At 45.2% G+C, this 20,383-nt stretch carries 16 protein-coding genes; 9 read left to right on the top strand and 7 right to left on the bottom strand.

Annotation, left to right across the window (positions count from 1 at the left end):
* Window positions 1–24 precede the first annotated feature (24 nt).
* Window positions 25–1,776, bottom strand: coding sequence for a phosphoenolpyruvate--protein phosphotransferase (ptsP, locus tag HMPREF9193_RS02945; RefSeq protein WP_021686575.1), 1,752 nt, complete (start codon window positions 1,774–1,776; stop codon window positions 25–27).
* Between the two features lie 104 nt (window positions 1,777–1,880).
* Window positions 1,881–4,532, bottom strand: coding sequence for a bifunctional acetaldehyde-CoA/alcohol dehydrogenase (gene adhE, locus HMPREF9193_RS02940; RefSeq protein WP_021686574.1), 2,652 nt, complete (start codon window positions 4,530–4,532; stop codon window positions 1,881–1,883).
* 250 nt (window positions 4,533–4,782) lie between these two features.
* Between adhE and gdhA the strand changes: the two genes are divergently transcribed.
* A complete protein-coding gene (gdhA, locus tag HMPREF9193_RS02935) occupies window positions 4,783–6,129 on the top strand; it encodes an NADP-specific glutamate dehydrogenase (RefSeq protein ID WP_084604359.1) in 1,347 nt (448 codons plus the stop codon).
* A gap of 15 nt (window positions 6,130–6,144) precedes the next feature.
* Complete coding sequence (locus tag HMPREF9193_RS02930; RefSeq protein WP_021686572.1) at window positions 6,145–7,092, top strand: 1-acyl-sn-glycerol-3-phosphate acyltransferase; 948 nt, start codon at window positions 6,145–6,147, stop codon at window positions 7,090–7,092.
* Window positions 7,093–7,193: 101 nt separating this feature from the next.
* Here the strand turns inward: HMPREF9193_RS02930 and HMPREF9193_RS02925 are convergent, their stop codons facing one another.
* From HMPREF9193_RS02925 to HMPREF9193_RS02910, 4 genes are read right to left on the bottom strand one after another with little or no spacing between them, the layout of a single operon-like run.
* A complete protein-coding gene (locus HMPREF9193_RS02925; protein ID WP_021686571.1) occupies window positions 7,194–8,126 on the bottom strand; it encodes a PSP1 domain-containing protein in 933 nt (310 codons plus the stop codon).
* Between the two features lie 12 nt (window positions 8,127–8,138).
* On the bottom strand, window positions 8,139–8,669 hold the full coding sequence (locus HMPREF9193_RS02920; protein WP_021686570.1) for a YaaR family protein: 531 nt from the start codon (window positions 8,667–8,669) through the stop codon (window positions 8,139–8,141).
* Window positions 8,669–9,097, bottom strand: coding sequence for a bactofilin family protein (locus HMPREF9193_RS02915; RefSeq protein ID WP_021686569.1), 429 nt, complete (start codon window positions 9,095–9,097; stop codon window positions 8,669–8,671). The genes HMPREF9193_RS02920 and HMPREF9193_RS02915 overlap by 1 nt, the downstream gene beginning before the upstream one ends.
* 23 nt (window positions 9,098–9,120) lie before the next feature.
* Window positions 9,121–10,140 (bottom strand): M23 family metallopeptidase, encoded by a 1,020-nt coding sequence (locus HMPREF9193_RS02910; RefSeq protein WP_040847421.1) that lies wholly within the window; start codon window positions 10,138–10,140, stop codon window positions 9,121–9,123.
* Window positions 10,141–10,339: 199 nt separating this feature from the next.
* On the opposite strand from HMPREF9193_RS02910, the gene HMPREF9193_RS02905 reads away from it, so the two are divergent.
* The 6 genes from HMPREF9193_RS02905 to pheS all read left to right on the top strand — a co-directional run bounded on the left by HMPREF9193_RS02905 (window position 10,340) and on the right by pheS (window position 16,584).
* The gene (locus HMPREF9193_RS02905; protein ID WP_021686567.1) at window positions 10,340–11,113 is read left to right on the top strand and encodes a TatD family hydrolase; all 774 of its coding nucleotides are present in this window, start codon (window positions 10,340–10,342) and stop codon (window positions 11,111–11,113) included.
* Between the two features lie 12 nt (window positions 11,114–11,125).
* Window positions 11,126–12,115: a tRNA dihydrouridine synthase DusB gene (gene dusB / locus HMPREF9193_RS02900; protein ID WP_021686566.1), complete on the top strand. Its 990-nt coding sequence runs from the start codon at window positions 11,126–11,128 to the stop codon at window positions 12,113–12,115.
* Between the two features lie 66 nt (window positions 12,116–12,181).
* Window positions 12,182–13,768: a DUF5312 family protein gene (locus HMPREF9193_RS02895; protein WP_021686565.1), complete on the top strand. Its 1,587-nt coding sequence runs from the start codon at window positions 12,182–12,184 to the stop codon at window positions 13,766–13,768.
* Between the two features lie 7 nt (window positions 13,769–13,775).
* Window positions 13,776–14,486 (top strand): hypothetical protein, encoded by a 711-nt coding sequence (locus HMPREF9193_RS02890; RefSeq protein WP_051305984.1) that lies wholly within the window; start codon window positions 13,776–13,778, stop codon window positions 14,484–14,486.
* Between the two features lie 81 nt (window positions 14,487–14,567).
* The gene (locus tag HMPREF9193_RS02885; protein WP_021686563.1) at window positions 14,568–14,963 is read left to right on the top strand and encodes a hypothetical protein; all 396 of its coding nucleotides are present in this window, start codon (window positions 14,568–14,570) and stop codon (window positions 14,961–14,963) included.
* 7 nt (window positions 14,964–14,970) lie between these two features.
* Window positions 14,971–16,584, top strand: a complete 1,614-nt coding sequence (pheS, locus tag HMPREF9193_RS02880) for a phenylalanine--tRNA ligase subunit alpha (RefSeq protein ID WP_021686562.1) — start codon at window positions 14,971–14,973, stop codon at window positions 16,582–16,584.
* Between the two features lie 20 nt (window positions 16,585–16,604).
* Here pheS and glpK read toward each other — a convergent pair whose 3' ends face one another.
* Complete coding sequence (gene glpK, locus HMPREF9193_RS02875) at window positions 16,605–18,113, bottom strand: glycerol kinase GlpK (RefSeq protein ID WP_021686561.1); 1,509 nt, start codon at window positions 18,111–18,113, stop codon at window positions 16,605–16,607.
* Window positions 18,114–18,200: 87 nt separating this feature from the next.
* Between glpK and glgX the strand changes: the two genes are divergently transcribed.
* Window positions 18,201–20,240, top strand: a complete 2,040-nt coding sequence (glgX, locus tag HMPREF9193_RS02870; protein ID WP_051305994.1) for a glycogen debranching protein GlgX — start codon at window positions 18,201–18,203, stop codon at window positions 20,238–20,240.
* The last annotated feature ends 143 nt before the right edge of the window (window positions 20,241–20,383 follow it).

Genomic DNA, 20,383 nt, shown 5'->3' with positions numbered 1-20,383 from the left:
TAATTTCTCCGTCAGCTTAACCGCTTAACGTAAAAAATTTTCGAGCCGCTTTTTTAATTGTGCAGCGCTGCCGTAATCTTCGGGCGTTTGCAGCGAACGGATTTGTTCCAAAGTAAAACGTGCGAGCGTTTCTTTTAGAACGCATAAATTGCGGGCCGCCGTACTAAACGACGTTACTCCCAGTGCAAGCAAAAACAGCATAGAAGAAGGTTTTCCTGCCATTTCGCCGCACACGGACACGGGGATGTTGTGCGTACGGGCGGCTTCAACCGTTTTGCGTATTAAACCGGTTACGGCAGGGTGCAATTCCTCGAACAGCTTTGCACTGCTTGTACTTTCTCTATCTATACACAAAGTATATTGCGTTAAATCGTTTGAACCTATAGAAAAAAACGCGGCGTGTTTTGCCATCCGTTCCGCCGTAAGGGCGGCAGCCGGTGTTTCTACCATAATACCGACGGGAATGTTTTCGTTAAAGACAATACCCTGTTCTTTTAATTCTTTTTTTGCCTGTTCGATTAACTCCTTGCTTTGAACGATTTCGCCAATATCGGTTATAAGCGGAAGCATAATTTTAAGATTGCCGTACACGCCGGCTCTCAGCAATGCGCGAAGCTGGGTTTTAAATATGTCCGGATGCGAGAGGCTCAACCGGATAGCCCTGTTACCCAATAAAGGATTTTTTTCGGCTTCTTCTTTCAGTTCCGGTATATTGACGATTTTATCCGCTCCGGCGTCGAGCGTGCGTATAACTACCGGCCGTTTTCCCATAATGTTTAAAACTTCTTTATATGTATTAAACTGCGCTTCTTCATCGGCTGCAGTTTGTGTATATTCGGCGCTTTGTGCATGTCCGGTATTTTCCGAATTCATAAATAAAAATTCGGTGCGGAACAAACCTATGCCGTCAGCACCTTCTTTTAAGGCGATGCGGGCTTCTTCAACCGAACCTATGTTTGCATACAAGTTTATTTCAAAACCGTCTTTTGTTTGCGCCCGCTTACCGGCAAACAGCGCCAAGCGTTTTTTGTGTGTTTCGTATTCCGCTTCTTTTTTGCGGTATTCGTCGCTCGTTTTTTTGTCGGGCTGCACAAACACATATCCGGTTTCGCCGTCGGCTATAACGCTGTCTCCGCTATGTATATAATCTTCTATGCCGGAAATACCGAATATCAGCGGTATGCCGTACGAGCGCGCTAAAATTGCCAAATGGCTGTTTTTACTGCCTTCTTGCAGTAAAACGGCGGATACATTATGTTTGGACAACCATACCGCGTCTGCAGGACTCAATGATATTGCCGCCAGCACTGCGTTTTTAGGAACTTCATCGGTGTGCTCACAGCTGCTTCCGGCAAGCATATCTAAAACCTTGCCGTATACATCACTAATATCTTCGGCACGTTCGGTAAGATAGGGGTCGTTTGCCGAGCGCAGCATTTGACAGGCTTCTTCGACTTTTTTTTGAACAACCCATTCTATGCATACGCATTGTTTTTGATGTTCCGTTTTTATTTGCAATAAAAAATCAGGGTCGGAAAGCATTAAAATATATGTTTGAAAAATTTCGGCTTGACGTTTATTCGATGTATCGATAAGAGATGTAAAATAATCTGCGGTTTGCTTTCGGGCGTTTTCAAAACGCTGCCAGTCTTCTTCGATTTGTTCCGGCGCTACAGCGATTTTATCGGCATTTTGCCGCCGTTTGCGTGCAGATAAAACAAAAGCGCTGCCCCGTGCCAAACCGTTTGAAGCTGCAATACCCTGAAGTATTTTCATCAGTAAAATATAACAGGCATCGGCACAGCTGTCAAATGGTTGCGCGGCGGCAGCACAGTGGACGGCGGCGTGCGCAGCCGCAACACAGCGGCAGCGCACGTTTTTTATTTTGTGTTTTTATTTTGTATTTTTACCCCTATGGACTTTGCCAATTCAGGGCTTGTCGGACGATAATCCTTTCCGTAGTAACACTTTAAGTATAGCTCTCGTATTTCGCGCACCAAAGGATAGCGCGGATTTGCAGTTGTACACTGATCGTCAAAGGCTTTTTCGCTCATATCGTCAAGGGTTTGCAAAAATTCTTTTTCGGGAATGCCGGTCGCGCGGAAGTCTGCCGGTATTTCGCATATTTGTTTTACCTCTTCAATTTTTGCAATAAGATGCTCCATTTTTTCTTCGTTGGTTCTACCGCCGAAGCCCAAATGGTCGGCAACTTTAGCGTAGCGTTCCAGCGCAACCGGATACTTGTACTGCGGAAAGGTTGCTTGTTTGCGCGGTGCTTCGGTTGCGTTGTAGCGGATAACTTCGTTGATAAGCAAAGCGTTTGCCAAACCGTGTGCGGTGTGGTGCTGCGCACCGATTTTGTGCGCCATAGAATGGCAAACACCGAGAAAAGCGTTTGCAAAAGCCATACCCGCCAAAGTTGCTGCATAGTGCACTTTTTCGCGCGCTTTCGGATTTTTTGCACCCTCCGTATAAGCTGCCGGTAAATACTTAAACAGCAAACGCAGCGATTCAAGCGCAAGACCGTTAGTAAAATCGGTAGCAAGCACGGACACAAAAGCTTCAAGGTTATGCACGATAGCATCGATGCCCGAATACGCCGTAAGTGTTTTCGGTAAGCCCATAATAAAATCCGGATCTATAATCGCCATATCAGGTGTCAGCTCATAATCGGCAATCGGATACTTTATACCCGTTTTATCGTCGGTAACGATTGCAAACGGAGTTACTTCCGAACCCGTACCGCTTGTCGTAGGAATTGCAACCAGCACGGCTTTGGTTCCCAGTTTGGGAAATTTAAAAACGCGTTTGCGGATATCCATAAAGCGCATGGCAAGTTCGCCGAATTTAACCATAGGCTGTTCGTACAGCATACGCATTATTTTGGCAGCGTCCATCGGGCTTCCCCCGCCGAACGCGATTATCATGTCCGGCTTAAACGAATTCATCAAATCCACGCCTTTGTAAATGGTTGTTAAATCCGGATCGGGTTTAACATCTGAAAAGATTTCGTGTTCGATGTGCATGCCGTCCAAGGTTTTTGTAAGCTGATTTACCATACCGCTTTCGTGTAAGTATTTATCGGTAACGATAAAAGCTCTTTTTTTATCGCTTAAATCGCGCAATCCTTCGCTTACCGCGTTTTGCTTAAAATAAATTTTGCGCGGTACTTGAAACCACAGCATGTTTTCGCGGCGTTCCGCAACGGTTTTTATGTTCATAAGATGTTTTACTCCCACGTTTTCGCTTATGGCATTTCCGCCCCAGCTTCCGCAGCCGAGCGTTAAAGACGGTTCCAGCCGGAAATTGTAAATATCTCCGATAGCTCCCTGCGAAGACGGCATATTTACCAAAATACGACCGGTTGTCATTTTATTGCCGTAAAAACTTATTCTATCGTGATTTTGCGGGTCGGTGTATAAAACCGCCGTATGTCCCATACCTTCCATCGCAATTTGTTTTTGCGCTTTTTCGCACGCACTTTCAAAGTTTTTTGCTTTAAACATACCTAAAACCGGCGACAATTTTTCGTGGGCAAAAGGTTCTTCCCGCTCGAGCTTATCGCTTTCGCCGATAAGCACTTTTGTGTCTTCGGGAACTTTTATGTGCGCCATATCGGCAATACGGTGTGCCGATTGCCCGACGATTGCCGGATTCAGTTTTCCGTCTTTGATAATGGTTTTACCCACTTTGATTTTTTCCTGCGGTGTTAAAAAGTATGCTCCGCGTTTTAAAAATTCCGCTTTTACCGCTTTGTATACCGAATCGACGACGATAACCGATTGTTCGCTTGCACAAATCATTCCGTTGTCAAAGGTTTTACTGAGCAAAATGGAACTAACCGCCATTTTTATATCCGCGCTTTCGTCGATAACAGCGGGTGTGTTTCCCGAACCGACACCGATTGCCGGTGTACCCGAAGAATAAGCGGCGTGCACCATGCCCGGTCCGCCGGTTGCTAAAATAAGGGCTATTTTGGGATGGCGCATTAAAGCTGCGGAAAGCTCTACACTCGGTTCGTCTATCCAGCCGATAATATCTTGCGGCGCTCCGATCGATATGGCTATATCGCGGATGATTTTTGCGGCGGCAATCGTACTGTTTTTTGAGCGCGGGTGCGGAGAAAAAATAATGCCGTTTCGTGTTTTAAGGGCAATTAAGCTTTTAAAAATTGCCGTAGAAGTGGGGTTCGTTGTCGGTACAATACCGGCAATAACGCCTAAAGGTTCGGCAATTTTTACCACACCGGCTTCAGGGTCGTGTTCTACAACGCCGCATGTACGGGCAGCTGCATATTTGTTAAAAATGTATTCGGCGGCAAAATGGTTTTTAATAACCTTGTCTTCGAAAATTCCCATACCGCTTTCTTCGGCAGCCATTCGCGCTAAAGCTATGCGGTTTTCGTTTGCAGCTTGCGCCGCATGGCGGAAAATTAAGTCTACCATATCCTGTTTGAATTCGGCAAACTTTTTTTGCGCCGCTTCAACGCGGTCAACCAAAACGTTTAAGTCTTCGGTCGTTTTAACAATCATAAGCACTCCTGTTGTCGGCTTGAACACAAACCGATAATTGTTTATTGATATTATTTTATATAAAAAGAAAAAAAGTTTCAAGTGTTTTAATAAAAAAACATCGATTTAAATTTTCAACAAACATCCTGTTAAAAGCCTTGCTATAATGTGCAAAACAAAATAAAATTTTGCCTTGCGTATTTTTACCCGCTCATGTTACAATACATGCCGAAACAAACGCGGTAATTGCGTATAAAACAAGAGGATGTTTGTGAAAACCGAATACGTGCAAAATGTGTGGAAACGCGTACAAAAACAAAACCCGGATCAGCCGGAGTTTTTGCAAGCGGTAAAAGAAGTTTTGGAAACGCTCGAATGCGTTGTTGAAAAAATGCCGCAGTTGGAAGCACATGCCGTTTTAGAGCGCTGTGTGGAACCCGAACGGATTATTATGTTCCGCGTATGCTGGACGGACGACAAGGGAAAAATTCAAGTAAACCGCGGCTACCGAGTTCAATTTAATGGTGCCATAGGACCGTTCAAAGGCGGCTTGCGCTTTCACCCGTCGGTTAATCTGAGTATTTTAAAGTTTTTAGGCTTTGAACAAGTGTTTAAAAACAGTTTAACTACGCTGCCGATGGGCGGTGCAAAGGGCGGTTCTGATTTTGACCCGCACGGAAAAAGCGACGGCGAAGTTATGCGCTTTTGCCAAGCGTTTATGAGCGAATTGCAGCGCCACATCGGCGCCGATACGGACGTTCCGGCAGGCGATATCGGCGTAGGTGCACGCGAAATAGGATATTTGTTCGGACAGTTTAAAAGATTGCGAAACGAATTTTCAGGCGTTTTAACCGGTAAAGGACGCACTTACGGCGGCTCGCTAATCCGCCCCGAAGCAACCGGTTACGGCTTGGTATACTTTGCCGAAAACATGCTTGCCGTACAGGCTCAAAACCTTAAAGGAAAAACCTGCGCCGTATCCGGCAGCGGAAACGTTGCGCAATTTGCCGCCGAAAAACTGATTGCTTGCGGCGCACGAGTTCTTACACTGTCCGATTCTTCGGGGTTTATATACGATAAAGACGGTATCGACGAAACAAAACTTTCATATATAAAACAGTTAAAAAACGTCGAACGGGGAAGAATAAGCGAATACGTAAAAAAATACCCGAACGCCGAATTTACGCAAAACGCGCGGCCATGGACGGTGCCTGTTGACTGCGCGTTTCCCTGTGCAACGCAAAACGAAATGGACGAAACAAACGCTCAAACGTTGATACAAAACGGCGTAAAACTGGTTGCCGAAGGTGCCAATATGCCCTGTACTCCCGAAGCGGTGCAAACGTTTCAAAAAGCAGGGGTGCTGTTTGCCCCGGGCAAAGCGTCAAACGCCGGCGGGGTTGCCGTATCGGGACTTGAAATGAGCCAAAATTCCATGCGGTATTCGTGGACAAGGGAAGAAGTCGACGCTAAATTAAAAACCATTATGAAAGACATTCACGACAATGCCTATGAAGCCGCTGAGCGCTTCGGTATAAAAGGCAATTATGTTGCCGGCGCCAATATAGCCGGATTTTTAAAAGTTGCCGAAGCGATGATTGCTCAAGGTGTTATATAGAAGACGGAGAAAGGTATGACTGAAATTAGAGAACACACACAGCTGCGGGTGCGTTATGCGCACATGTTTGAAGATTTGAAAAAATTTGCAAAAACCGCCGATAAAATCGATAACACAAACGTGTATCAAGAAGCAAACAAACAAACGCGCGCTTTTATCAACAGTATGCTTGCTGATAATTTGCTTCCCGGTTCAACACTTAAAAACCTTGACAACTTTGAAGCATTTTATAACGCCGTTTGTGAAGGAAAACGGGCGCTGCTTTTGGTGGAACACTTTAGCAATATGGACTTACCGGCACTGTGTTATTTACTGGAACATTGCGGTAAAGCTTTCGGACCTAAATTATCCGAAAAAATTGTAGCGATTGCCGGAATGAAACTGAACGAAGCAAACCCCATGGTAAAAGCGTGGGCGGAAGCCTTTACCCGGATTGTCGTATATCCGAGCCGTTCTTTGTCGGCAATAACAGACCCTGAAGAATTGGAAAAAGAAACGGCAAAAAGCCGTGCCATCAATATGGCTTCTATGCGTGCGCTGGACAAATGCAAAAAAGAAGGCAAAGCCGTACTGGTGTTTCCCAGCGGCACGCGCTACCGTCCGGGGCACAGCGAAACGCGGCAAGGCTTGCGCGAAATCGATTCTTATTTGCGTTTGTTCGACGTTATGATTTTGGTTTCGATAAACGGAAGCTGTTTGCGCATAAATACTGAAGCACCGGAAGATATGCTTGCCGATTTGGTATGCCAAGATACGGTTATTATGAGCGCCTCTCCGGTAATCGAATGCAAAAAATTCCGCGACGATATTATGTCTTCTTTGCCCGATAGCATGGAAGACAAAAAACCTGCCGTTGTGCAAAAAATTATGGATATGTTAAAAGAACAGCACGATGCACAGCAAAGCGCGTATTTGCAAGCTTATAAAAACGAAACGGGAAAAGATTCCGATTACTACGTATAAACATATAAACTAAGCGTGTATAAAAGCCGGCGCTTTTAAGCACTAAGCGTAAGCGTAACCGCCGGCGCGAGCGCAGCATAACCGTCACCGGCACATTGTCTCTAGTCGGTTAAACGCCAGCGCCCGTCTATATGCTTAAAGCGGCTTGCCGCTACTTCCAAAACACGGCCGTCTTCGCCTGCCATTTTAATCATTTTGGTAATGGGGTTTGCTTCGCTTATGCGGAAATTCGTATTATCATAAAAAATATGCAAACCTTCAAACGGCATACTTTTGCGCGCTTCGGCATACCAATCGTATTCATAGGCAAGGCAGCACAAAAGCCTTCCGCACTGTCCCGATATTTTCATTGAATTAAGTGACAGGTTTTGATCCTTTGCCATGCGGATAGACACGGGACGCAGCTTGTCCGACACTGCATGACAGCAATAAGGTCTGCCGCACACGCCCAAACCGCCGGTTAAGCGCGATTCGTCGCGCACGCCGATTTGCCGCAATTCTATGCGGATTTTAAATACCGAAACTAAATCTTTTACCAATTCGCGGAAATCCACTCTGGAATCGGCGCTGAAAAAAAACAGCACTTTTTGCTCTTCGGAAAGAAAATGTACTCCAATGGCTTTCATATCCAATTTATGTGCGCTTGTTTTTTCTTTAAAAATGCGCAGCGCTTCGGTTTCTTTTTGTCTTAATTCTTGCGCCTTTTGTAAATCGTCTTTTCCCGCTTTGCGCTCGATAAGCACTACATCTTGCGGTTTTATGCCTAAAGGTTTTTTTGCCGTTCCCAGTACCAAAGCCAAATCTTTGCCGTACCGTGTCGGTACAATTACCGAATCGCCGGCTGCAGGAACAATTCCGTCGGGGGCGGTTGCATACAAACTTTCTTTTGAATAATCCAGTAAAAGCCGGTACAAAGGCTGCGGAAAAACATAACCCGATGTATCCGCCGTTTGCACAGTATCGATATTGTCTTCCAGCGATAAAATATCGTCGCCGTTTAATGTATCTATATCGCTTTCAAATACGTCGCTCATTATTCCCCCGTTTTAGGACAATAGGTTTACCACAATGCCGTTAATTTCATCTATTTTGGCAAGAATTTTTAATTGATCAGCTTGATTGTATAAAATATCAGCCGCCAAATCGTCCAGTTTTTTATTTATTACTTGCACATTCATTACAATTTGCTTTTTTTTCCCTTTGCGCCGCTCGTGCAGTTCTATATCGTAAGAATTTTGCACCACAAAGCGTATAAAATGCGACAACGCCGTTTTATACGTTAAAAAATCCTCTGTATACGGATTCTTTTTAAGCGCATCCCCTGCTGTGTACACTGCGTCTACCAAACTGCGAAGCGCATCGTCAAACGACTTTCCGTCGATTTCTTCGGCAAGCCCGTCAAAATTAAAGCCGTTTACCGCTGCAGCATCGTTTTCGCTTTGCGACGCTTTTTTTAACTGTTCGGTAAACATGTGTTCGTGTGTACGTTTTGCCGATTTTTTTTCATCTTTTTTAGGTGTAAGGATGTCCGCGGCTGAAAAAAAAGGCGCTATATTGAGCGGATCCACTGCTGCCATTACAGGTCGCTCCCGTCATCCGCAAACGTTTTTTGTCTGATAGCTTTTTTATCCCGCCATAAATTTTTTGCGCCGGAAAAATCAACTTCGTTATCCAAAACGATGCATTGCCCCTGCATAAATACGTTTTCTTCCACAAATAATTTTTTAGTAACGATATCGCCGCGCACCGCAGCGGTGGAAAAAAGTCGCACGCCTTCCGGTGCAATAAGATCGCCTTGCACAATACCGTTTATAACGGCTGCCGAAGCGGTTATATTGCCTCTTACGCGGGCTTTTTCGCCGATAATAATACGCCCCGTCGTTTCGATATTTCCGTCAATATCGCCGTCAAAACGGATAAACCCGTCGATATGTACATCGCCTTTTATAAAAGAACCTGCGCCGATCAGCGTATTTATTGAAATATCGTCGTAATGCGAAGCCATCTGTTTGCTCCCTAAACAGCGCTTCAGCTTTTTAGCTTAATATTAACGTATTTTGCAGGATCTACAACGTCCGAACCGATGTGCACTTCGTAGTGAAGATGCGGACCGGTAGAAACACCTGAGTTCCCGATTGTACCGATAACTTCGCCCTGAGAGACAAATTGACCGGTTTTTACACGGGTAGACTGTAAGTGTGCATAACGAGTGTAGTATCCGTATTTATGCTGAATGATAATATAATTGCCGAAAGAAGCGTCGTAAGTAACCGTTACCACTTGACCGTTTGCCGTAGAAATAACCGGATCTCCTGCACGGTATGTGGAAATATCCAAACCTTTGTGAATGTACCATTGCCCGGTAATCGGGTGCAACGCTTGCCCAAACGGCATAGAAAAATGTCCCATACCGCCTTTAATAGGCCATATATTCGGCGTATCGGAAAACATAGCTCCTTGAATTTGAAGCATTTTTCCTATTTGTTCTATCGGCTGTACCGCACTTTCAAGGTAAGAGGTAAGCTTGCGTATATCGCCGCTTTCTTTAACCGACCCGCGCGCAATTTCCTGCATATTAAAAAGCGACGCCAAATCGCTGTTTTGTCCCGAATTTTTTACCGCCGAGGGCTGGCTTATACCAATAAGAGCAAGCGCTTGACTGAGCGTATTTTGAAACTGCTCCGCCGTTTGTAAAAGGCTGTTGTTTTCGTCGCGCAATTCGTCCAAACTGGCAAGCGTTTTACGGTTTTCTTCTTTTAAGCGACTTATTTCGGCGCTTGCGTTAATGGAACGTCCGTTAAAATAGAAAAAAGAAACAACAATACCGAACACAAGCAAAGCGCCCGAGGCGAGAGAAAAAAGGTTTGTGCGGAAATTGATAACCTTGCTTTGTGAATGGGGAACGATCATAACAGTTATTTTACGATCGCAAAATTTAAAAACCCCTACCCAAAAAGAAGCGATCTTTTGGAACACTGTTCCGATAAAGACCGCCGTGTTGTGAACAAGGCTTTTTTCCAATCTTTTATATGTCCGGATTCGAGCCACACGCTTCTCCACTTTAAAGACTTCTATTATTATACCACAAAAAACAGGCTGTGTCAAATAAAAACAAAATATTTAAAAAGATTTATTGACGATACCTGATTCCTGTGCTATCCTTATCGGTAGAAATGCATGAATTCTTGATATCTGCAATTCGGCGGAACTCGGTTGGTTCCGTATTATCTTTTTTGGAAGAAAAGCCATGCAATTTTTTGATACTCATGCCCACATCGGGCTTATTTATGAAGATCCCATTGAACAGCTGCGCGTCATTCAAGAAGCAAAGCAAGCTCAAGTTACGCGTATCATAAGCATTTGCAACAGTTTGCACGATTTTTCTCACGTGTATGCCAATTTAAAATCCGTACAGGGAGTGTACCACGCCGTAGGAGTGGCTCCTTCGGAAGTAAACAATCCGGGGCGCGATTGGGTAAAAACCGTAGAAGACGGATTAAAACTTCCCAACGTAGTTGCGCTCGGAGAGACGGGTTTGGATTATTTTCGCAAATTCGGCGATAAGCGTTCTCAAATAGAATTGTTTATTACGCAGCTTGAAATTGCCGAAAAAGCGAATGTGCCCGTTATCATACACAACCGCGATGCGGGAAAAGACGTTCTCGATATTTTATCCGAACGTATTCCGTCTGCAGGCGGCGTGCTGCACTGCTATTCCGAAGATGCCGCATACGCAAAAAAAGCGCTCGATTTGAATTTATATTTTTCGTTCGCCGGAAACCTTACCTACCGCAACGCGCGCAATTTGCATGAAACCGTGTTAAACGTACCGCTTGAGCGCATATTGATCGAATCTGAAAGTCCGTTTATGGTACCCGCTGAATATCGGGGTAAACGGAATATGCCGGCATATACGCCGTCTACCGTGCGTTTTTTAGCGGAAATGCTTGAAATGGATATGGAAAAATTAGCCGCACAGCTGTGGAAAAACAGCTGCTCGCTTTTCCGTTTAAGCGAATAGTTTTTTTCTTTCATGCAGAATTTGTATCACAGCGTAAACATCGGCTCGCTGCAGCTGGGCGGCAATTTGTTTCTTGCGCCCGTAGCCGGGTATTCCGACCGCGCATTCCGCAGTATATGCAGAAAATGGGGTGCCGATTTTGCTTACACGGAAATGGTGTCTGCCGAAGCTTTGGTGCGCGGAAGTGAAAAAACGTCGGCATTTATGCTGCGCGCCCCGGAAGAAAAAAGCTATGCAGTGCAGATTTTCGGCGGAGATCCTGCCGTGCTAGCCGAAGCCGCCCGCATCGTATACGAAACGGCACATCCGGAACTTATCGACATAAATGCCGGCTGCCCCGTGCCTAAAATCATAAAAAGCGGCGCCGGTTCTTTTTTAACCCGCTATCCGGATAAATTATACAAAGCGGTTCAGGCGGCAGCTAAAGCAGTGCCGATTCCCGTAACGGTAAAAATACGCTCAGGATGGGACAGCGAACACTTAACATGGAAAGAAGCCGCTTTAGCTGCCGCCGACGCGGGGGCAGGTGCCGTAACGATACATGCGCGAACACGGGCGCAAGGTTACGAAGGAAAATCCGATAAAAGCATAATCGCTTGTGCAGTGCAGGTTTTAAATGGACGTATTCCCGTGTTCGCTTCAGGCGATGTATTTTCGCCCGAAGATGCGCGCCTTATTTTTGAGCAAACCCGTTGCGATGCGGTGATGTTTGCGCGCGGCGCTATGGGAAACCCCTTTGTATTCGCCCAAACGCGCAGTTTTTTACAAACCGGTTCGTACCAAAACATATCTTGCGCGGAACGCTTAAAAACCGGCTTGCTTGAATTAGAACTTTTATGCGCAGACAAGGGCGAATACACCGCATGCCGGGAAATGCGCAAACGTTTTTGCGCGTATATTAAAGGCTTTGAAGGAAGCGCCGCGCTGAGAAAAGCCGTGGTAGCCGCCCAAACGGTAAGCGATTACAAAAACCTTGCTCAGCCGCTTATCGGAAAACTCTAAAATCCGCTTTACGCGCTTTAAAAATCGCTTATTGTCAAATCTTCATAATCCGTTTACAATGAGCCTATGTCTATCCTGCAGCGGATTATTAATTTTTTTAAAAATTTGTTTTTCTCAAAAGCTTCCGGCGGCACACAGCTGCGAACCGAGTGCAAAAAATGCGAAGCGGAATTAAAACAAGTGCAGCCTTCCATATATAAAAACGGAACATTGCTGCCTGCATTCGGCGAATTGATTTTTCTGCTGTACACGCATACTTCCGTGCTGTTTAAACTGCTTTCTTTTATGGGACCGGGCGGCAACGTACACATAAAAGAGCGCTTATTCGACATGCTTATTCACACCGGCTATTCGCAAGCCGATAAAGAAAAGTGGCTTTCGCTATCGTTTGAAGAACGCAAGCGCAAAATGGAAGCAAGTTCAAATATTCAGCGCGAAATAGAGTCTCAAAATCACTCGCTCGAAGATCTTTTAGCCAAAACCCGTTCAAATACGTTTATTCAAATAGAACAAACATTAAAAAATTTAAGCTTGCTGTACGATTTGTGTGCGTTTAATTATATTTCGCTTTTAAACTTATTTAACCCCGATTTTGACCCCGTAGACCCTCAAAATACTTTTATTTCCGTTCCGATTGGAGATGCAACGGAAAGCTTACTCGATTTGTACTATATTTGTTCCGCCCTCGAAATCAACGCTTCTTTAGCCCGTGCACTTCTTGCATGCGCGGTGCATTCCGGCTCCGCTTCGGCGGCAATACCCGAAGAAGAAATAATAAAACACATAAAAAAAATTGCGACCGTGTTAACAAAAGTGCTGACACCGGCAGTACTAAAAAACTGTATTTTAGTGGGAAAAAACGACGCTTCGTTTACTCCCGAAACGGCAAAGGCAAAAAGCTCGCCGCTTGCGGATTTTGCCGCACGTACCAAAAGCCGTTTTGCTTCGGAAGCCGAGCGCATAAAGGTTGAGCTGCAAGACAGACAGTTGGAAATCGAAACAAAAAATCTGTTCGATTCCCTGCCGCTTTTGGAATTACAAGCATATAATGCGGACACAAATAAAATTTTAAAAGACGAATCGGCAGAGTCTTTTTTATGGATAACGCCCGTTCAAATTATAAAAACGTTTTTAAATCGCTTTTTTGAAGAACAAACAACCGGATTTTTAAACGATATTATCCTTGAAGGCTTTTTTACCAACCCTGAACAAAAAACTGAATTTGCTTCCGCCGTATATGCGTGCATAGACGCATCGCGCATTATCAATAATTTTGAACAAAGTTTTAACCGCGGAAGCAAAAACGATATCGCTTTGATTTTAAGCCACGTTAAAGACGGGCATAAAGACCCCGTATTTTCCCGCCAGCTTGCAACGATGGTTGCAACGGCAAATGCGGATGCAAAAGAAGTGGTACAAACGCAAGTATCGTATTTGTACGATTTGTACCGCATGCTTGTAATGCTTTTTGAAGATTCTCACAATTCAACTCCGACGGTTATGTCTAATATTAAATTGCTGTTTACTTCGTCTCGCAACAGAAGCCGCGCGGATTTGGTTGAACAATCTTTGCCGAAATGGGCGCTTTTTTTGTCGATTATGAAAAACTATGCCGTTATCGGTTCTCTTGAGCGGCGCAGACAGGAATCGTGATAGCACTATGCTGCGTTTAGCGAATTTGCGCTTATGTAAGCTTTTACCCTTGTGCATGCTATGCGCTTTTTGCACGTGTGTATATGCCCAAAACACGGTATCTTCGGAATTGTTACGCTTTCCTTTGTGGTTTGCCATAGACGATGTGCCCGCATTAACGGCAGCGCAAAAGCAAAACTCCGCTGAATACAAAAATGCCGTTCAAAGCATTAAAACGCTTGCCCCGTTTATGGTTCAAGCGCTTGTATTCGGCTGGAATTTTACTTACACCCCATCGGACAAATTGCGCGGCGTAGACGAATATTTTTCCATTGAACCGGCAATTGCGTTTACGGGTTACGAAAACCGCTTAGTATATAAAGACGTACGGGTCGACATCGAACACAACCGCTTTGAATGCTGGGCGGAATTTCCTCTTACAGAGGCAATGATCTATCGCCGGCAGTTTTGGCAATCAGCTCTATATCCGCAAATCGGCGGCAAGGGCTATTCTTCCATAATGAACGGTTCTGCAGGAATTCAAGAAGCGTGCCGCCTCGCTTTAAAAGATGCGATTCGAAACTATGCGCGCAAATTGATAAAAAACAAGCCTAAAGAAATACGCGGAACCGTTTTAGCAACCGATTTGCCGCGTTATTACGTAGACAGCGGAAAATACTGCGCCGATCTTGATTTTTTTCTGTTTGTGAGTAAAATAGTGGAATACACGCGCTTTTAAGCGCAGCACACAATATGACGCATGGTGCACTTGCATTTTTGTAAACTGCGTACCGTGCCGGAATTCCTAAGGGGGAATTGTATGAAAAAGACATTATTTATTTTAGCATTTTTTATCTGTATTGCCGGTATCCTTTGTGCGCAAATACCGGAAGGATTAAACGTAAACAAAATTGAAGAAGAAGGCAAAACGGAAAACGGTTTACCCTATACTATTACCATTGAGTATCTTCCGGCAACCGGCGAAGCGTTTTTTACGTTTACCATCAATCAAAGTATGTTTAATCAAGCCGATGCGATGATTGCTATCCGCGACCGCGCTCAAAAATTTGTTGAAGAAACAAAAGAAAACGACGTGCGTAAATACTACCACTACGTATACCGCGGAGCAGATTCTACAAAATACGACGGCGCCAAAAAAAAGGTGTACTATACGTCACGTATCCGCTTTTTGGAAAAACAAGTAACCGCATATTGATACCTGAATGGACATACAAGCTCTTATAAAAAACCTGCATCCGCTTGAAGTTAAAGTTTTGTTAACTTACAAAACCGGGGAAGAATTGACTTCCGCCCGGCTGCAAGCGGATTTACACTACAAAGAAGGTCATGCAAATCAAGCATTTTCTTGGCTTGCCGGAAAAAACTTAGTACAAGTGCGCCGCAAAGAAATGCATACCTATTATGAATTAACAGAGCTTGGTTTTTCTTTTGCAAAAAACGGACAGCCTGCCGAACGTATTTTTAATTTTGTGCGGGAAAAAGGCGCACATTCGCTGCCGGCTATAGCGGCGGCTTTAAAACTTGAAAATAAAGACGTCGGCAGCGCGTTCGGAGCGCTTTCTAAAGCGGGCGTTTTGGCTATGGATGCCGATAAAAATGCCGTTTGGACGGGAAAAGAACTGCCCGAAGAAGTAACTTTGGTAAGCGCTTTAATAAAAAAAGCCGCTTCTTTTTTCTCCGCCGCGGCTGCTGGCGCCGGAACCGCAGATGCCGGCAGCGCAGCCGAAGGCTCGGTACTTTTTTTGGATCAAGCAAACTTATCGGAAAAAGAAGCCGCCGCTATAGCCGGTATGGCAAAAAAACGAGGCGCATCCGATGCACCGTTTCGTGCAGCGGAAAGAGAAAATGTTGTGTATGAGCTGACTTCCGATGCGCAGCAAGTACGCACTGCTTTAGAAAAAGCAGGCATTACCGGAAACGAAATCGGTGTTTTAACGCCAAAAATGCTTGCTTCCGGCGAATGGAAAACGGGAACGTTTCGCTCGTACAATATCGCCATCCCGCCTGCACGCATTATACCCGGCAGAGAAAACGCGTATGTTTCGTTTTTGGAAAGCGTAAAAGACAAATTAAGCTCGCTCGGCTTTGAAGAATTCGACGGACCTCTTGTAGAAACCGAATTTTGGAACAGCGATGCGCTGTTTATGCCGCAGTTCCATGCTGCTCGCGATATCCACGACGTGTACTATATAAAAAATCCGCAATATGCAAAAAAAATAGACGAACCGTTTTTGTCGAATGTAGCGTCTGCGCATGAAAACGGCGGAAACACCGGAAGCCGCGGGTGGAACTATACGTTTGACCGCGATTTTACCCGCCGTCTTATTTTGCGCAGTCAGGGAACCGTTTTGTCTGCACATCAGCTCGCAAAAGCTAAAATACCGGGAAAATACTTCGGCATAGCCCGCTGTTTCCGATACGATAAAGTCGATGCAACACACTTGTCGGATTTTTATCAAACCGAAGGCATTGTACTGGGCAGTGAAGTAAACTTAAAAACACTTTTGGGTTTTTTAGAAATGTTTGCAGTCGAAATTGCCGGCGCAACAGACGTAAAATACGTTCCCGGTTACTTTCCGTTTACCGAACCGTCAATAGAAGTACACATAAAACACCCCGTTTTGGGTTGGTTTGAATTGGGCGGGTCGGGTATTTTCCGCCCCGAAGTAACCAAAGCTATGGGCGTTGACGTTCCCGTTCTTGCATGGGGAATCGGAATAGACCGGATGGCGCTTATGGCGCTCGGATTAAACGATTTACGCGAATTGTTCAGCACCGATATTGAACAAACCCGTTTGCGCAAAGCCCGCGTGTAACCGTTTGCCGTTTAAGCTTTTTAATCTTTTTCTATCCACCCTTTTGCGCGCTCTACGGCACGTTTCCAGCCTTTGTATAACGATGTCCGTTTCGCCTCGTCCATGTGCGCTTCGAATTGTTTGTCGCATTTCCAATGCTCAAGTATTTCGTCTTTATCTTTCCAAAAACCGACTGCAAGCCCTGCTAAAAAAGCGGCGCCCAAAGCCGTCGTTTCCACGTTTTGCGGACGGCACACGCTCGTATTCATTATGTCCGCTTGGAATTGAAGCATAATATTGCTTACGCTGGCGCCGCCGTCCACTTTAAGCAAAGTAACCGGCTGTCCTGCATCCTCGCTCATACAATCTATAACATCTTTTACTTGGTAGCAAATCGCTTCCAAAACGGCGCGGCAAATATGGGCTTTTTTTGTTCCGCGTGTAAGACCGGTAATAGTACCTCGCGCATACATATCCCAATACGGCGTCCCCAGCCCCGTAAAAGCGGGCACAAGGTATACACCATTTGTATCTTCAACCGATTCTGCCAGCCGGTCAACTTCGGGAGCCGAAGAAATAAGCTCCAATTCATCGCGCAGCCATTTTATGGTCGCTCCGCCCATAAAAATACTGCCTTCCAAGGCGTACTGTACCTCATCGTTTATACCGAGCGCAATCGTCGTCAGCAAGCGGTTTTTTGAAACAACGGGAATACTGCCGGTATTCATAAGCATAAAACAGCCGGTACCGTATGTGTTTTTAACGTCTCCTTCATGAAAACAGCCTTGCCCGAACAGTGCGGCTTGCTGATCACCTACGGCCGCGGCAATGGGTACGGAAAAACCGCACACGGATGCATCGGACACACAATATACTTCGCTTGAATTGCGCACTTGCGGCATCATACACAAAGGAATGTCCATCAGTTTTAAAAGATCGGGATCCCACAAACCGGCATAAATATTGTACAGCATAGTACGGCTTGCGTTTGTAACATCCGTTACGTGACACTTTCCGCCGCTGAATTTCCAAATAAGCCACGAATCAATAGTACCTGCAAGAATTTCACCTTTTTGCGCGCGCTCGCGCACTCCGGGAACATTGTCTAAAATCCACTTTATTTTTGTTGCGGAAAAATATGCATCAAGCAATAAGCCTGTCTTTTCGCGGATAATATCGTTTAAGCCTTGAGCGTACAGCCTTTCGCACAAAGGTGCGGTTCTGCGGCACTGCCACACGATAGCCCGGTATACCGGTTTTCCGCTGTCTTTTTTCCATAATACTACGCTTTCTCTTTGGTTGGTAATACCTGCCGCTGCAATGTCCGACGGCTGTATGCCAAGCTCTTTTTGAGCACGCTGCAAAACCGTTTGCGTAACTTCCAGCTGACAACGGAATATTTCTTCGGCATCGTGTTCAACCCAGCCGGGTTTGGGATAATATTGCGTAAATTCTTTGCTAAAACTGATAAGCGCTCGGGCATGCGAATCGTATAAAATCGTGCGGGAACTGGTTGTACCCTGATCGAAAGCTAAAATATAAGCTGCCATAGTTTTATTGTATCACATATCCTGTCTTTTGCAAGCTGTATGATTTTACCCTTGTACCGGAAAATGCGCTGTGTTATAGTTATGCCTATGCACAAATATACGGTACAGGACGGCAAAGCTTTTCCGCTTGGAGCGAGCATAAGGAACAACGGTGTTAATTTTTGCGTGTTTTCGCACAGCGCTTATTCGATAACGCTTGAACTTTTTGAAAACGAAACCGACGAAACGCCTTGCTTTAGCGTTTGTTTGGACAGTGAGCGCAACCGAAGCGGAGATTTGTGGCATGTATTTATTGAAGGAATCGGAAAGGGTGCTTTGTACACATACCGCGCCGACGGACCGTTTAAAACGGACAAAGGACAGCGTTTTGATAAAAACCGTCGTTTGCTTGACCCGTACGCAAAAGCGCTGACAAACGCTTCGGTGTTTTTAGGGCAGCAGCCTAAATGCGTTGTCGTAGACGATGATGATTTTGATTGGCAGGGCGACCGCCCTCTTAACCGACCGATTCAAAACACAGTTATATATGAAACGCATTTAAAAGGCTTTACCCGGCACAACAGTGCAAATACGGCTTTCGGCGGAACTTACCGTGCATTTATCGAAAAAATTCCATATTTAAAAGAATTGGGCATAACTGCCGTAGAGTTTTTGCCGCTTCAGGAATTCGATGAAAACGAAAATAAAAACCGTAATCCTAAAACAAACGAAACTTTAAAAAACTTTTGGGGGTACAGCACTTTAGCTTTTTTTGCACCGAAAGCTTCTTATGCTTACGATAAAAAGCCCGGCGCATGCGTTACTGAATTTAAAAAAATGGTACGGGAAATGCATAAAAACGGTTTGGAAGTTATTTTGGATGTTGTTTTTAACCATAGCGCCGAAGGAAACGAAAACGGCACCACGCTGAATTTCCGCGGTTTTGAAAATTCGGTATACTACCTTGCAAACGGAAAAGACAAAAGTACGTATGCAAATTTTTCAGGCTGCGGCAACACGCTTAACTGCAATCACCCGATTGTTTTTTCCTTTATTTTAGACTGCCTTCATTACTGGGTAAGCGAAATGCACGTGGACGGCTTCCGCTTTGATTTAGCTTCCGTTTTAACGCGCGATCAAAACGGGCAGATCAGCGAAAGCGCCGTTTTACCCGCATGGATAGCAGAAGATGCGCTTTTACGCAACACAAAGATTATTGCAGAAGCGTGGGATTGTGCAGGCGCCTATCAAGTGGGAAGTTTTTCCGTCTATGGCAGGCGCTGGGCGGAGTGGAACGACCGTTTCCGTAACGATGTGCGCCGTTTTTGGAAAGCAGATGATTTTACTGCAAACGCTTTTGCAACGCGCCTTGCCGGCAGTTCCGATTTGTACGCAGCAAGCGGGCGAAAACCCTACCATTCGGTAAACTATATAACAAGTCACGACGGTTTCACCTTAAATGACGAGGTAAGCTACGAACGCAAACACAACGAAACCAACGGCGAAGGCAATGCAGACGGAAGCGACGCCAATTTTAGCTGTAATTACGGAACCGAAGGACCTGCCGACAGTCAAACGGAACGCTTAAGGGCTCGTCACATAAAAAACATGCTTTTAACTTTGCTTGTGTCGCAGGGAACTCCCCTGCTGCTTGCAGGAGATGAGTTTCGCAGAACTCAAAACGGCAACAACAACGCATATTGCCAAGACAACGAAATTTCGTGGATCGACTGGCATCTTAAAACAACACACAAAGAAATTTTCGAATTCACCAAAAAAGCCGTAGCATTCCGTTTGCGCCACAGCGAATTCCGCCGAAGCGATTTTTTTTCCGGAGTTAACCTTTCGGCAAATGATATATCCGACATAAACTGGTTTGATGAACACGCTCACACACCCGATTGGGCAAAACAAAATCACTTTATTGCCTGCCGTATAGACGGCATTTTTTATCTGATGTGTAATGCATCCGATACCGGCATTGAAGCCCGGCTTCCGCCGCCGTCCAAAGAAAAAAACTGGTACCGCCTTGCCGATACCGCCCTCCCCTTTCCCGAGGACTTTGCAAACGAAAACGAAACACTTCAGCCCTGTTCCGGTGTATACCGCACGTCAGCACGCTCAATGATTATACTGCAAGCAAAATAAAGACAGCTTCAGTTTAGCACCTCGAGCGATTGTTTGCGGTTTGTCCGTTTGCCTATGATTGGTCCGTCTGCTTGACCTGTGCTTACCGCTTGCTCACGGTTTGTCCGCTTACCTGTTGCTTGCTTACTTGACGTTTTTTTTTG

Source organism: Treponema lecithinolyticum ATCC 700332 (assembly GCA_000468055.1).
GTDB classification, from domain to species: Bacteria; Spirochaetota; Spirochaetia; order Treponematales; family Treponemataceae; genus Treponema_C; species Treponema_C lecithinolyticum.
Note: the sequence above shows the minus strand (reverse complement) of the source record. Positions and strands in the feature narration are given on the sequence as shown.